16 protein-coding genes are annotated in these 14,291 nt (G+C 32.5%); 7 read left to right on the top strand and 9 right to left on the bottom strand.

Going from position 1 to position 14,291, the window contains the following annotated elements:
* Positions 1-39: 39 nt before the first annotated feature.
* From FLAPXU55_RS17610 to FLAPXU55_RS17580, 7 genes are all read left to right on the top strand, one after another.
* A complete protein-coding gene (locus FLAPXU55_RS17610) occupies positions 40-993 on the top strand; it encodes an acetyl-CoA carboxylase carboxyltransferase subunit alpha (RefSeq protein WP_053474271.1) in 954 nt (317 codons plus the stop codon).
* Between the two features lie 140 nt (positions 994-1,133).
* The gene (dnaB, locus tag FLAPXU55_RS17605; protein ID WP_053474270.1) at positions 1,134-2,678 is read left to right on the top strand and encodes a replicative DNA helicase; all 1,545 of its coding nucleotides are present in this window, start codon (positions 1,134-1,136) and stop codon (positions 2,676-2,678) included.
* A 187-nt stretch (positions 2,679-2,865) separates the two neighbouring features.
* The gene (locus tag FLAPXU55_RS17600) at positions 2,866-3,219 is read left to right on the top strand and encodes a hypothetical protein (protein WP_053474269.1); all 354 of its coding nucleotides are present in this window, start codon (positions 2,866-2,868) and stop codon (positions 3,217-3,219) included.
* 17 nt (positions 3,220-3,236) lie between these two features.
* Positions 3,237-3,878 (top strand): hypothetical protein, encoded by a 642-nt coding sequence (locus tag FLAPXU55_RS17595; protein ID WP_180859818.1) that lies wholly within the window; start codon positions 3,237-3,239, stop codon positions 3,876-3,878.
* Between the two features lie 21 nt (positions 3,879-3,899).
* The gene (locus FLAPXU55_RS17590) at positions 3,900-4,688 is read left to right on the top strand and encodes a sensor histidine kinase (protein WP_053474267.1); all 789 of its coding nucleotides are present in this window, start codon (positions 3,900-3,902) and stop codon (positions 4,686-4,688) included.
* Positions 4,689-4,799: 111 nt separating this feature from the next.
* Complete coding sequence (locus FLAPXU55_RS17585) at positions 4,800-5,465, top strand: response regulator transcription factor (protein ID WP_053474266.1); 666 nt, start codon at positions 4,800-4,802, stop codon at positions 5,463-5,465.
* 343 nt (positions 5,466-5,808) lie between these two features.
* Positions 5,809-7,068 carry an asparagine synthetase B gene (locus tag FLAPXU55_RS17580; protein ID WP_180859817.1) on the top strand — a complete coding sequence of 420 codons (1,260 nt, stop codon included), beginning with the start codon at positions 5,809-5,811 and terminating at the stop codon, positions 7,066-7,068.
* 1 nt (position 7,069) lies between these two features.
* On the opposite strand, the gene FLAPXU55_RS17575 is transcribed toward FLAPXU55_RS17580, so the two are convergent.
* The 9 genes from FLAPXU55_RS17575 to thrS form a co-directional block, all read right to left on the bottom strand.
* A complete protein-coding gene (locus FLAPXU55_RS17575) occupies positions 7,070-7,876 on the bottom strand; it encodes an endonuclease/exonuclease/phosphatase family protein (protein ID WP_180859816.1) in 807 nt (268 codons plus the stop codon).
* 52 nt (positions 7,877-7,928) lie between these two features.
* Positions 7,929-8,159, bottom strand: coding sequence for a hypothetical protein (locus FLAPXU55_RS24250; RefSeq protein WP_053474263.1), 231 nt, complete (start codon positions 8,157-8,159; stop codon positions 7,929-7,931).
* A gap of 15 nt (positions 8,160-8,174) precedes the next feature.
* A complete protein-coding gene (locus tag FLAPXU55_RS17570) occupies positions 8,175-8,843 on the bottom strand; it encodes a DNA-binding transcriptional response regulator (protein WP_053474262.1) in 669 nt (222 codons plus the stop codon).
* Positions 8,844-9,274: 431 nt separating this feature from the next.
* Positions 9,275-9,709 (bottom strand): carboxymuconolactone decarboxylase family protein, encoded by a 435-nt coding sequence (locus tag FLAPXU55_RS17565; protein ID WP_053474261.1) that lies wholly within the window; start codon positions 9,707-9,709, stop codon positions 9,275-9,277.
* Between the two features lie 79 nt (positions 9,710-9,788).
* The gene (locus FLAPXU55_RS17560; protein ID WP_180859815.1) at positions 9,789-10,361 is read right to left on the bottom strand and encodes a Crp/Fnr family transcriptional regulator; all 573 of its coding nucleotides are present in this window, start codon (positions 10,359-10,361) and stop codon (positions 9,789-9,791) included.
* 123 nt (positions 10,362-10,484) lie between these two features.
* Positions 10,485-10,829, bottom strand: coding sequence for a 50S ribosomal protein L20 (rplT, locus tag FLAPXU55_RS17555; protein WP_008464948.1), 345 nt, complete (start codon positions 10,827-10,829; stop codon positions 10,485-10,487).
* Between the two features lie 101 nt (positions 10,830-10,930).
* On the bottom strand, positions 10,931-11,128 hold the full coding sequence (gene rpmI / locus FLAPXU55_RS17550; protein ID WP_007810722.1) for a 50S ribosomal protein L35: 198 nt from the start codon (positions 11,126-11,128) through the stop codon (positions 10,931-10,933).
* Positions 11,129-11,232: 104 nt separating this feature from the next.
* A complete protein-coding gene (gene infC, locus FLAPXU55_RS17545) occupies positions 11,233-11,784 on the bottom strand; it encodes a translation initiation factor IF-3 (protein WP_073489566.1) in 552 nt (183 codons plus the stop codon).
* Positions 11,785-11,806: 22 nt separating this feature from the next.
* Complete coding sequence (gene thrS, locus FLAPXU55_RS17540) at positions 11,807-13,753, bottom strand: threonine--tRNA ligase (protein WP_053474258.1); 1,947 nt, start codon at positions 13,751-13,753, stop codon at positions 11,807-11,809.
* Positions 13,754-14,291: the final 538 nt, after the last annotated feature.

The following is a 14,291-nucleotide window of genomic DNA, read 5'->3' as shown; positions in this document are numbered from 1 at the left end:
ATATTTGCGGTTCGATTTAAAAACAAAATTCAAAAATCCATGGAATATTTAGATTTTGAGCTTCCAATAAAAGAACTTGAAGAACAGTTAGAAAAGTGTGTTATAATTGGAAAAGAATCTGACGTTGATGTTACGCCAACTTGTAAAGAAATCAACAAGAAATTAGTAGAGACTAAAAAAGAAATATACAAAAACCTTACGGCTTGGCAGCGTGTACAATTGTCAAGACACCCAAATAGACCTTATACTTTAGATTATATCAGAGCAATTTGCGGTGATACATTCTTAGAACTTCATGGAGACAGAGGTTTTAAAGATGATAAAGCAATGGTTGGTGGTCTTGGTAAAGTAAACGGACAATCGTTTATGATTATCGGTCAGCAAAAAGGTTTTAATACAAAAACACGTCAATACCGTAATTTTGGTATGGCAAATCCAGAAGGATACCGTAAAGCTTTGCGTTTAATGAAAATGGCAGAGAAATTCGGAATCCCGGTTTTAACTTTAGTAGATACTCCGGGTGCATATCCAGGGCTTGAAGCCGAAGAAAGAGGACAAGGAGAAGCTATTGCAAGAAACATTTTCGAAATGGTTCGTCTGCAAGTGCCAATTATTACCATTATTGTAGGTGAAGGAGCTTCTGGAGGAGCATTAGGAATAGGTGTGGGAGATAAAGTTTATATGTTAGAGAATACTTGGTATTCTGTAATTTCCCCAGAATCATGTTCTTCAATTTTATGGAAAAGCTGGGAGTACAAAGAACGTGCTGCAGATGCTTTAAAATTGACTTCTTCTGACATGAAAAAACAAAAATTAGTTGATGATGTAATTCCTGAACCACTAGGCGGAGCGCACTACGACCGCGAAACTACTTTTAAAACAGTGGCAGAATACATTACCAAAGGATATAACGAATTGAAAGACTTATCAACAGCCGAGCTTATTGCCCAAAGAATGGACAAATACAGCAACATGGGCGAGTATAAAGAGTAAATTCATATAATATGATTAAAAATCCGAAGCCCTGCGGTTTCGGATTTTTTTTTGGTTATCAACAAAAGCAAAATATTTATAAACATTTAATAGTTATAACTAGATAACAATTTTTTTTTAAATTTTGTTACTTTCGCTATATGGAAAATTTCAAGAATGTAAATCCTGTAAAGGTAGATAAAACCACTATTATTAATCTGGAGAAAGGAAAATTGCCGCCGCAAGCACTTGATCTGGAGGAAGCTGTGTTGGGAGCAATGATGATTGATAAAAAGGGGGTTGATGATGTAATTGATATTTTGCAGCCCGATGCTTTTTACAAAGATGCACACCGACATATTTTTGAAGCGATTTTACAGCTTTTTACCGAAACTCAGCCAATCGATATCTTAACAGTTTCAACTCAGTTAAAGAAAAACGGAAAATTAGATTTAGCAGGCGGAGATTTTTATTTGATTCAGCTTACTCAAAAAATTGCTTCTTCGGCGCATATCGAATTTCACTCGCGTATCATTCTTCAAAAATTTATTCAGAGAAGTTTGATTAGAATTTCTTCAGAAATTATTGAAGAATCGTATGATGAAAGTGCAGACGTTTTTGATTTATTGGATAAAGCAGAATCTAAATTATACGAAGTAACGCAGGGAAATATTAAACGTAGTTCTGAAACTGCACAAAGTTTAGTTTTACAAGCTAAAAAGAAAATTGAAGAAATTTCTAAAAAAGAAGGATTAAGTGGTGTAGAAACTGGTTTTCATAACTTGGATAAATTAACATCCGGATGGCAGCCAAGTGATTTAATTATTATCGCGGCCAGACCAGCGATGGGAAAAACGGCATTTGTACTTTCTATGGCTAGAAATATTGCTATTCAATATGGGCATGCAGTAGCTTTATTCTCTCTAGAGATGGCATCTGTTCAGTTAATTACGAGGCTTATTTCTTCTGAAACAGGATTGTCATCAGAAAAATTACGTACAGGTAAATTAGAGGCTCATGAATGGACAATGTTGAGTACTAAAGTGAAAGATTTAGAGAAAGCACCTTTATTTATTGATGATACACCCTCACTTTCTATTTTCGATTTAAGAGCAAAATGTCGTCGTTTAGCATCGCAGCATGGTATTAAAATTATCATTATAGATTATTTGCAGTTGATGACTGCTGGAGGAAATAATAAAGGAGGAGGAAATCGTGAGCAGGAAATTTCGACAATTTCCCGAAACTTAAAAGCTTTGGCAAAAGAACTTAACGTTCCGGTTATTGCACTTTCTCAGCTGTCGCGTGCTGTAGAAACACGTGGTTCTAGTAAACGTCCGTTGCTGTCAGATCTTCGTGAATCTGGAGCAATTGAGCAGGATGCCGATATCGTTTCGTTTTTATACCGACCAGAATATTACAAAATTGAGGAATGGGATGATGAAGAAGCTTCGCCAACAGCTGGTCAGGCCGAAATTATGATAGCCAAGCACCGTAATGGTGGTATTGAAAACATCCGTTTGAAATTTTTAGGACACTTAGGAAAATTTGATAATCTTGATGAATTTTCGGGAAGTTATGATGATTTACCATCAAAAATGAATCATGATGATAATCCGTTTATAACTAATAATCTTCCTTCGGCAAATGAAGCCTTTGGAAGCAATTTAAATGATGACGATGACGACAGTGATGTTCCATTTTAATTTAAATAAAATTCTAAATAAAAAAATCTTTATGAGCAGCCAGCTTGTAAAGATTTTTTTTTATTCAGCGATTAAACACGTCCATATATAATTTCACAAAATAATATTTCTACATAAAAATTAATTCGGTAGATTAGCAAAACCATAAACAATTCTAAAACTATTAACTAATTAAAATTCAAAAACTATGAGCGAAAAAAACTTTCCGGGGCCAATCCAAATCCCGTTGGCTACTGCAGAAGTGTGGGAAAAAAGATACGAGGATGATACCACGATCGAAACCCGAGAAAACAAAGTAAAATCTTTTTTAATTCCACGAGAAAGCTTAGAAAATGTACTTGCACTAAATACAGATGCTGTTCGTGCATATATTGGTATCAATGATCAACAAGAAAAAACCTTACTTTTTGTTGGTGCACAATATGATAAAGAAACGGGTAAATATGTAGATGTTTACGGGCATTCATCATCTCAGCAAAATAGAGCAGAATCTGCTGATGATATTGTGTTCGATGGCACACGTCCTAGTCCTCCATATTAATATTCAGCATATAAAAAATGAATGAAGAATTATTAATATACTCGACATATACCGTTTTATTAATAAACCTAATAGTCTATTCATATAGCTTTTTCCGAAAGGGAAAAGCTAATGTTTTTTTTGTCTCTTATTTAGCTTTTTGCTTTACTATGCAATTTAGTATGGAACTATGCTATCACCTTGGAATGACTAATTTAATTTTTGTCAATATGTTCTTTATTGGACAAATGATATTACTTGGAATTTTTTATAATTCACTAACTCAGATAAAGAGCCAAAAAATATTTATAAAAATTAGCCTTACCATAGCATTGTTAGTTTTAGCGATACAATTTTATATAGATTCAAGTGAGTTTTTTAAGTTTAATTTATTTGAAATTACTTTGACTAATCTGCTTATTGTAATTTATGCCTTGTTTCATTTTTATAATATGCTGACAGAAAATAAAAGTTATTATTATACTACCGTAGGTCTTGTCTTTTACTTACTAGCAAGCACAGTGTTGTATTTAATTGGAAATTTTTCTTTAGGACTTAGCAGCGAACTTAAATATCTGACCTGGATATTAAATGCTTTTTTAATTTTAATCTATCAGTTTTTCATTTTATACGATTGGATAAAAAGTTTTTACAAAAGTTCGGTTAACTTAAAATCTTAATGTTTAATATAGAATTTTGATATGAATACCCATTCAATCCCTGAAAAAGAACTTGTTGCCATTATATTGTATATCTCTCTTTTCTTTATAATTGTAGCAGTTGTATTGATAATATTTTTCTATTTCTCCAGAAAAAAAATAATACAGAAAGAACTCGAGAAAAAAGATCTTGTATTACAGTATCAAAAAGAACAGCTTCACGCCATTATAGTGACACAAGAGGAAGAACGTAAACGTATTGCACAAGATTTGCACGATGATATAAGTTCAAAACTTAATATTGTTTCTTTAAATACGCATTTACTTTCTGCACCTAATTTAACCGAAGCAGAAACTATCGAGATCACAGATAATATTATAAACCTGACGGCAAAGGCCTTAGAGAATTCCAGAAAAATTGCTCATAATTTATTACCGCCGGTTTTTGAAAAATTTGGATTAAATGCCGGTGTTGAAGAATTATGCGAAGAATTTGAAAGCAGTAAATCAGTTAAAACCTATTATAAAAATGAAATAGATTTTGATGATAATATCGATCGTCATTTGCACATTTTTAGAATTTTGCAGGAATTAATGAATAATTCGCTCCGTCATGGTAAAGCAACAGAAATTTGGATTGCCTTTAAAGATAATAACGGAATAAATACTTGTTATTATGAAGATAACGGAATTGGTTTTGACAGCAAAAACAGTGAAAATCAAAAAGGACTTGGAATGAAAAATATTGACAGCCGGGTTTCCTTTTTAAACGGAACTATTAAAATAGATTCAGAAATAAATAAAGGTATTGCTGTAATTTTTACCTTTTGATATGAATTTTAGTAAATAATTATGCTTTAGGATCAATAAAACAAGGTTCTGTAGTTATTATTAATTCATATTTTGTAATTTCGGGAAACCAAATGACCAAAAACAAACAAAATGAATGCCGTAATTAAAATCGCCTTAGTCGATGACGAAGTATTGTTTCGGAAAGGAATAGCTTTTTTATTGCAAAGAGAAGACAATATTGAAATTATTTTTGAAGCTTCAAACGGTGAAGAGCTGGTTAACAAATTACAAAATAATGATGTCAAGCCAGATATCATTATCATGGATTTGAAAATGCCGGTTTTAAATGGCGTCGAAGCAACAAAAATTATTCGAAAATCTTTTCCCGATATTAAAATTATAGCACTGACCAGCTATGATTCAAAATCATTTATTGCAAATATGATTCAGGTTGGGGCAGTGGCATACCTCATTAAAAACACAACTCCAAAAGATCTAATCAAAACGATTAATGAAGTTAACAGAAAAGGATTTTTTTACAACGAAAATGTATTAAAAACTATTCAGGAAACTATTGTATCTTCTAAAAACTCGAAAGGGAATCTTGAAACAAGTTTTCTTTCTCCGCGTGAAATTGAAATTTTACAGCTTATCTGTCAGCAAAAAACAACTACAGAGATAGCAGAACATCTTTTTTTAAGTCCGCGAACTGTAGAAGGACATCGTAATAATTTATTGCTAAAAACAGAATCACGAAATATTGCCGGTTTAGTTGTTTATGCTATTCAAAATGAAATTGCTGTTTTGACATTATAATTTTAACTTGTTAAAAATTGAATGGATAAAACATAATAAACGATTATTGTAAAAACGAGTACACAAATACCTATTTTTTGCATTATGCTAAATTCTTTTGGTTGATTATTTTGGTTGTAATTCATTTGGTTTGATTTTAATCGATTAATTTGGTCGATTTTAGATTCCAAATTTAGGCAGAAAAAGTTGTCATAGTTTACGTATTTTTACCTGTTTTTTACAAAATTTCAATCTTTCAACTTTTTTGTATTCTTGTTAATTAACAGTTTTATATTATTATAAAACCAGTCTTCTATTGTGATTTTATAAGCTTCCTTTATATCTTTACTTAAAATATTTTTTGATGAAAAAAAGTTTAGTTTATATTTTCATTTTATTGCTTTCCCTTAATGCAAAAGCTTCGTTTATTTTACTTCCGATGGATGAAACAACGCAGCAAAACCACTTAAAAGCTTACGGTATTACCTATTGGTGTTTGAGCAGAGATTACAAAGCCAGTTGGTTGCTTAATTATCGCGGAGGCTCATTTCTATTACCGGATGCGGATGAAATTCGTAAAGAATGTAAAATTCGAGGCGTTAGTTTTGAGATACTGTCAGATAGTGAAGAAGCCTCAATTTTAAATGATATTTCAAGTCCATCACAAAATATGGAATCAGTTGTTCTTGAAAAAGCGCCAAAAATTGCCGTTTATACTCCAAAAGGAAAACAACCTTGGGACGACGCTGTAACATTAGTATTAACTTATGCAGAAATTCCATTTACCCCAATATATGATGAAGAAGTTTTAAGTGACCAATTATTACTATATGATTGGCTGCATTTACATCACGAAGATTTTACCGGACAATATGGGAAATTTTATGCTGCTTATAAAAATACACCTTGGTATATCGAACAGAAAAAAGATGCAGAAGCTTTAGCAACTAAATTGGGTTACTCTAAAGTATCTCAGGAAAAAGGTGCAGTAGCAAAAAAAATAAGAGATTTTGTTATCGGCGGCGGATTTATGTTCGCCATGTGTTCAGCAACTGATAGTTTTGATATTGCGCTTGCAGCAGATGGTGTAGATATTTGCGAAACTATGTTTGATGGAGACCCAAGTGAATCTAATTATCAATCAAAACTAAATTATGCAAACTCTTTTGCATTCAAAGACTTTATTTTAGAGCGAAGACCAGAAGTTTATGAGTTTTCGGATATTGATATGACTGGTAAAAGAAGAGTCCCAATGGAAAAAGATTACTTTACCTTAATGGAATTTTCTGCAAAATGGGATCCAATTCCAAGTATGTTATGCCAAAATCATACACAATTGGTAAAAGGATTTATGGGACAAACCACTTCTTTTAATGAAACATTAGTAAAATCAAATGTATTAGTGATGGGAACCTGCGAACTAAATGGTGAAGCAAGATACATTCACGGAGAAAAAGGAAAAGGAATGTTTACCTTTTTTGGAGGGCACGATCCCGAAGATTTTCAGCATCAGGTTGGAGATCCGCCAACTGTTTTAGATTTACATCCTAATTCTCCGGGTTATCGCTTGATTTTAAATAACGTTTTATTCCCAGCAGCAAAAAAGAAAAAGCTCAAAACATAATTTAATTCAACGAAAATTCAAGCCAAATAGGAATATGATCGGATATTTTTCGGGCATCCTGAAGCGTATTGAATTTTTTATAGAATAAAATTACTCCTGAATCGATGTGATTTAATCGATTTGGGTTATAAAAAGTATTATCAAATTCAGAAGCAAGGCAAATATCTCCATTACATTTTTGCTTTAAAGTAGTTTTTTGCTTCTGCAGCATCGAAGTATATCCCATTTTCTTTAACGGATTAAAAACAGTATGGGACTCCGGACAATTAAAATCTCCGGTAAATACTAAATTGAGATTGGGATATTGCTGAGGCAGAAATTTAAAATATTTAATTTCAGTTTCCGGCTGTTTGCTTTTTGTGATTGCATGAAAATTGACCAGAGTAAATGTTTTTTTGTTTATCTCGAAAGTTGCAAAATAGGGTTCGCGGTCAATTTCTAAATTATACTTTTTTTCAAGCCATGGTTCTCCTTTTAATTTGGCTTTATTTGTTTTCCAAAGAAAAGCATAGCGTTCTTTTTTATAGCTGGTTCCACTTGTAGGATCACTAATAACATAATCCCATTTTGACCCTTTTTCATTTAGCAATATGGCAAGTTTCGCAACAGTCTGCGAGCCGCCGTATCCGGCAACAACTTCCTGGATGGCAACAATATCATAATCGCGTACCGTATTAGCAATAAAATTTAAGGTAGATTGTGATTTAGATTTTCCAAAATTTTCCAAATTCCAGGAAATAATCTTAGTCTGTGCTAAAGAATGGAAAGAAATGAATAATAAGAGAACGTAATTTATAAGAATTTTCATAAGGCTTTAAAAAATCAAATATAAGCATTTCGATATTTTTAAATCAAAATACTTAAAGCTTTTTATATCTATTTTGTAAAGCTTTTCCAATAATTATTATTTGCAAAACAAGAAGTGCAGGTATAAAAATAATCTTCCAGTCTATTTCAAGCCAGCCCGTTTTTTCAGAAACATAAGCAAAACATATAGACAAGAAAAGACAAAGCAGTAATGTTTTTATGATAATTTTATTGCTGGCTGTGTTGATCTTCGATATCAGATTAAATTTATATTTAAGTTTCATAAAGTTTAACAGGATTTAAATTAAGCCGAAATCTTTGGCTATAGCAATTAAGTGTACATTGTTATTAGCTTTAAAATATATTTTTAATTTATTAATTCGTTTCTCAATGCTGCTGGTTCCGTTTGGAGTTATCGATTTTGCCTTAAATTCATTTGAAATGTTTCCTAAAATATAGCCTCTTGCCATTAAGGTTAAAATAGAAATGTCATAAGATTCAATTTCAATTAAAGATTTATCATTAAAACTAAAGCTTAAATCTGAAGAAAGTATTTTCTCTTCATTCTTGTAAGCCTTTTGCATAGCAATTTTTAACTCCTCAATACTGTTTCTTCCTTTAGAAACATAAGCCGTGATCTTTGATTCATTAAAAAGCTTTTTTATTCTATATGATTTATCTTCCGATGAAAATACAATTTTCTTTAATTGTGGATGTATTTTATTCACGGAGTTAATAAGCTCTTCACCGTTCAAAATGTTGGTATTTCGATGATCCATTTTAAAAGATAAATCGGTAATTAGTAAATCATACGGCTCATTGTCAAGAAGACTTTTTCTGATTTTTAATAAACCATCATCATAATATTTTACATGATGAATTACCGGAATTTCTAATTCTTCAAGAACTTTTATAATTGTTGCACTAATACTGTCTATGTCCTCTGCAATTAAAACCTTTTTGAACATACAAATTTTATTTTATAGTAAATTGAAACCTATTCTTTTTTTCAAAATTAATCCTCTTAGTTATAGCCTTCGTACGGATTTCCGTATTTCCCCGTACTTATAAATAACTAATGAAAAATCCGATGAAGATTTATACTTGTTATATTTTTGAGTTGTGAGTTTTTTAAATTAGAAGAATTAGAATACTCCTTCTGACATGCAAAAAAGACAAAAGAAACTGCCATAGAGTATGAATTTATTGTAGTGTATTTTGAAATCATAAATCAAAAATAGAAAACCTAAATTCCTATGAAAGAGTATAAATACCTGTTTTTGTAAAATGATTGAATTTTTATTTAACTGAGTCTCATTTACAGGTAAATACAAAGAAACCCTCTGGCAGGAGGGTTTAGAATTTTAAAAATGTTGTAAAATTTATCCTTATAAAGGAATTATACAGCTCTTAATCCTGTAGTAATTGCCAATCTGTTCCAAGAGTTAATAGTAATGATTGCAAGGATAATTTCTGCTAAATATTTTTCATCAAATAAGTTTGCAGCATTTTGATAAACTTCGTCAGTAACATGATTGTTAATTAAAGTTACCTGTTCTGTTAAAGCTAAAATAGCTTTTTCTTCTTCAGTATAAACATCAGCTTCACGCCATGCGCTTGTTAAGTATATTCTCTGTTCAGAAATACCATGTTTTCTCGCATCAGCAGTGTGCATGTTGATACAATAAGCACAACCATTAATTTGAGAAGCGCGTATTTTAATTAATTCTTTATGAACTGGAGTTAATGAAGTAGTAGAGATATATTTTTCTAAGTTAATTAAAGCTTGATAAGCTTGTGGGGCAGCTTCTGGGATAAGAATTCTTGATTTCATTTTTATGTGTTTTAAAAGTTCATTACAAAGGTCAGTAATGTATCCTTTTAAAAACTTGAACTACTTCAAGAAATTGAAATCATACTTTTCCAGCCCTGATTTTACTCATAAATTCTGCAGAAAAATCTAAATAGGAGGCAAGCATGTATTGTGGTACACGCTGTACAAACTCCGGATTTTGATTATTAAAATGATGATACCTTTCCTCTGCAGACATTGTAAATAAAAATTTAATACGCATTTGAGCAGCTCCAAATGATTTTTGAGAAACAATTCTAAAATATCTTTCCAGCTTCGGAATTTCAATTAACAGAGACTCTAAAGTGCTTTTTTCAATTGCGATTAATTCACAGTTTTCAACTGTTTGAATATAGAAATGGGATGGAGTAGTGTTGTGATAACTTAAATAGTCGGTTATCCACCAATTTTCAACTGCAAATTGCAAAGTTTGTTCTACACCTTTCGGATTAATGATATATTGTCTCGCACAGCCTTTTAGTATAAAATATAAGTTATTACAAACCTGGCCTTCCTGTAATAGGTGTTCTTTCTTTTTTACTTTCGAGATAGTAAGACATGCTTCTAATATATCAATTTCTGAAGGCTCTAGTGTTATGAATTTCTGAATATGATCAAAAAGTGCCGTAAACATTTTACAATTGTTTTATGAGAGGATTAAAGGTAAAGCAGATTATCGTAAAAACAAAAAACCATCCGAATTAACGAATGGTTTCTTTATGATAAGTAAGTAATCTAAATTGAGTTTATAAAACGTTTATTTTACTTTATTAAGTATTGCTTTGAAAGCTTCTGGGTGGTTCATAGCTAAATCTGCAAGAACTTTACGGTTCAATTCGATTCCGTTAGCTTTAACTTTCCCCATGAATTGAGAATAAGACATTCCTTCTAATCTAGCTCCAGCGTTAATACGTTGAATCCATAATGAACGGAAATTTCTTTTATTCTGTTTTCTGTCACGGTAAGCGTAGCTCATCGCTTTCTCTACCGCGTTCTTAGCAACTGTCCAAACGTTTTTACGTCTACCAAAGAAACCTTTGGCTTGCTTCATTATTTTTTTTCTTCTTGCTCTTTTAGCAACTGAATTTACCGATCTTGGCATAATTTTAATGTGTTTTTGTAGCAGGCGTCCTGAATTGAATCAAAGGAACTTGAAAGCCATACTCCAAGGTTATATAAATAATTTTTTAACCTAAAGAATTATTAGATAATTCTTAATTGTTGTTTGATGCTTTTCATATCTGTTGAGTGAACTAGCGCTGAGTGTGTCAAAGCTAATTTACGTTTTTTAGATTTTTTAGTCAAGATGTGACTTTTAAAAGCATGCTTTCTTTTAATCTTTCCAGAACCAGTAACTTTAAAACGTTTCTTAGCGCTAGATTTAGTTTTCATTTTAGGCATTTTTCCTAGTGTTTTAATTTATTCTTACTTACTTATTTTTTTAGTTGTCAGTCTCGGTTTTCAGTTTACAATGCGAAAACTGAAAACTGCGACTGCAAACTGTTTTACTTTTTCTTTTTCGGAGCAATGAACATAATCATTCTCTTTCCTTCAAGAACCGGCATAGCTTCCACTTTACCATGCTCTTCTAAATCTGTTGCCAAACGTAAAAGTAAAATTTGTCCTTGATCTTTATAGATGATCGAACGTCCTTTAAAGAAAACAAATGCTTTTAATTTAGCTCCTTCTTTTAAGAACTTCTCAGCATTCTTTCTTTTAAATTCATAATCATGCTCATCTGTTTGAGGACCAAAACGAATCTCTTTTACTACAACCTGCGATGATTTAGCTTTTAATGCCTTATCACGCTTCTTTTGTTCGTAAACAAATTTCTTGTAATCCATGATTTTACAAACCGGCGGCTCAGCATTTGGCGAAATTTCAACCAAGTCTAATTCAAACTGATCTGCTAGACGTAAAGCTTCTGCAAGCTTAAATACACCTGGTTCGATGTTCTCGCCTACTAACCTTACTTCCTGTACACCACGAATATTGTTATTTATTCTGTGTGCATCTTTTTTTTCTACTCGAGGTTGAAAACCTCTGTTACTTTTTATTGCTATGACTTTCTAATTTAAGTTAAACTGTAAATACTTTTAATGTCTTTTTTATTTCTTCGTCTACAATCGAAGCAAATTCTTCGATAGAAACAGTGATATTACCTTTTCCTTCTTGGCCGTGGCGACGAATAGAAATTGTACCGTTTTTCTCCTCTTCCTCACCCACGATAAGCATAAATGGAATTTTTTGCATTTCTGCATCTCTAATTTTCTTACCGATAGTTTCATTTCGGTTGTCAATTAGGGCGCGAATTTCGTGATTTTCTAGCAAATCTAAAACTTTTTTAGCATAATTTTCGTATTTCTCGCTCAAAGACAATATAATAGCCTGCTCAGGCATTAGCCAAAGTGGGAAATTTCCTGCAGTGTGCTCCAGTAAAATTGCTATAAAACGTTCCATAGATCCAAAAGGAGCTCTGTGAATCATAACCGGGCGATGTAATTCATTATCAGCACCTTTGTATGTCAAATCAAAACGCTCAGGAAGGTTGTAATCAACCTGAATTGTTCCTAACTGCCATTGTCTTCCCAAAGCATCCTTAACCATAAAGTCAAGCTTAGGTCCGTAAAATGCAGCTTCACCATATTCTACAACAGTATTCAAACCTTTGTCAGCTGCAGCATTGATAATTGCGTTTTCAGCTTTCTCCCAGTTTTCATCTGTACCAATATATTTCTCTCTATTCTCCTGATCTCTCAATGAAATTTGAGCAGTAAAGTTTTCAAAACCTAACGAACCAAATACATATAGTACAAGGTCAATTACTTTTTTGAACTCTTCATCTAATTGTTCCGGAGTACAGAAAATATGTGCATCATCCTGAGTAAAACCTCTAACACGAGTTAAACCATGTAACTCACCAGATTGCTCATATCTATATACAGTACCAAATTCAGCATAACGCTTAGGTAAATCTTTATACGACCAAGGTCTTACATTGTAAATTTCACAGTGGTGAGGACAGTTCATTGGTTTCAATAAAAACTCTTCACCTTCAGCAGGAGTATGTATCGGCTGAAAACTATCAGCACCATATTTAGCATAGTGACCAGAAGTTACGTAAAGTTCTTTTTGTCCAATATGCGGACTCACAACTTGCTCGTAACCTGCTTTCTTTTGAGCTCTCTTTAAAAATTGCTCCAAACGCTCTCTAAGCGCAGCACCTTTTGGTAACCATAAAGGTAAACCTTGGCCCACTTTCTGAGAGAAAGCAAACAATTCAAGTTCCTTTCCTAATTTACGGTGATCACGACGTTTAGCTTCTTCAAGAAGTTCAAGATACTCAGTTAAATCTTTTTGTTTAGGGAAAGAAGTTCCGTAAACACGAGTCAGCTGCTTGTTTTTTTCATCACCTCTCCAGTAAGCACCGGCAACACTCATGATTTTCATAGCTTTGATGATTCCAGTATTCGGAATATGTCCACCACGACATAAATCAGTAAAAGTAGAGTGATCGCAAAAAGTAATAGTACCGTCTTCAAGATTAGAAATCAATTCAGTCTTGTAAACATTGTCTTTGTACATTTCTAATGCATCAGCCTTACTAACCGGACGCATTTTGAATTCATGTTTACCTCTTGAAATCTCAAGAACACGATCTTCGATCTTTTTAAAATCAGCCTCAGAGATCTTTTGGTCTTCAAAATCCACATCATAGTAAAACCCATTAGCAATTGCCGGCCCAAGAGTTAATTTAATTCCAGGGTACAATTCCTCTAGAGCTTGCGCCATTACGTGCGAAGTCGAATGCCAGAAAGCTTTTTTACCTTCAGCATCATTCCAAGTATATAATATAAGATTACCATCGGTCGTTAATGGAGTCTCGGTTTCAATAGTTGTACCATTAAAAGATGCAGAAATAACATTTCTTGCAAAACCTTCGCTAATGTTTTTAGCGACCTCCATTGGAGTTACGCCTTGAGCGAACTCTCTAATTGACCCATCGGGTAAAGTAATCTTGATCATTGTTTATAATTTTGTGAATGCAAATATAAGTGATTACAAAAATACATACAATATATATATGTAGAAGATTGCTTTATTATGTAAGTATATATAATTGTGGTGTCCATTTGTATAACTGGACATATTTACAAAGCCTCCAGTTTGTTTATATAAGTAGAAAGCTCTACTATAATATATAAGAGTGAAAAACTCTAAGGTTTGAGTGAAATCGTTATGATTTGAATACCGATTGTCCGGCTGAGCGAAGTCGAAGCCTTTTGGTTTGGAATTTGGAATTTAAAAAAATGGGATTTACTTTTTTTAAGGAGCTATTTCCCGCTATCCGTTTCAATCTTTTATTTTGAACCCCAAAATAAAAGGATTTCCACTTCTATCGGGGCTAGGGCATGAGTTTTCAAAAGTAAAACACCTCAAAAATAGAAATTTTGCGCCTCTGCCTCTCTGCGAGATTAATAAAACGGTAGAAAAACCAGACTTTGCGTCTTAATGCCTTTGCGGCAAAACCAGTCAAAACAAGTGTAAAACATAAAAACTCCTC

Origin of the sequence: Flavobacterium panici (genome assembly GCF_903819335.1) — a bacterium.
In the GTDB taxonomy this organism is placed as follows: Bacteria; Bacteroidota; Bacteroidia; order Flavobacteriales; family Flavobacteriaceae; genus Flavobacterium; species Flavobacterium panici.
Note: the sequence above shows the minus strand (reverse complement) of the source record. Positions and strands in the feature narration are given on the sequence as shown.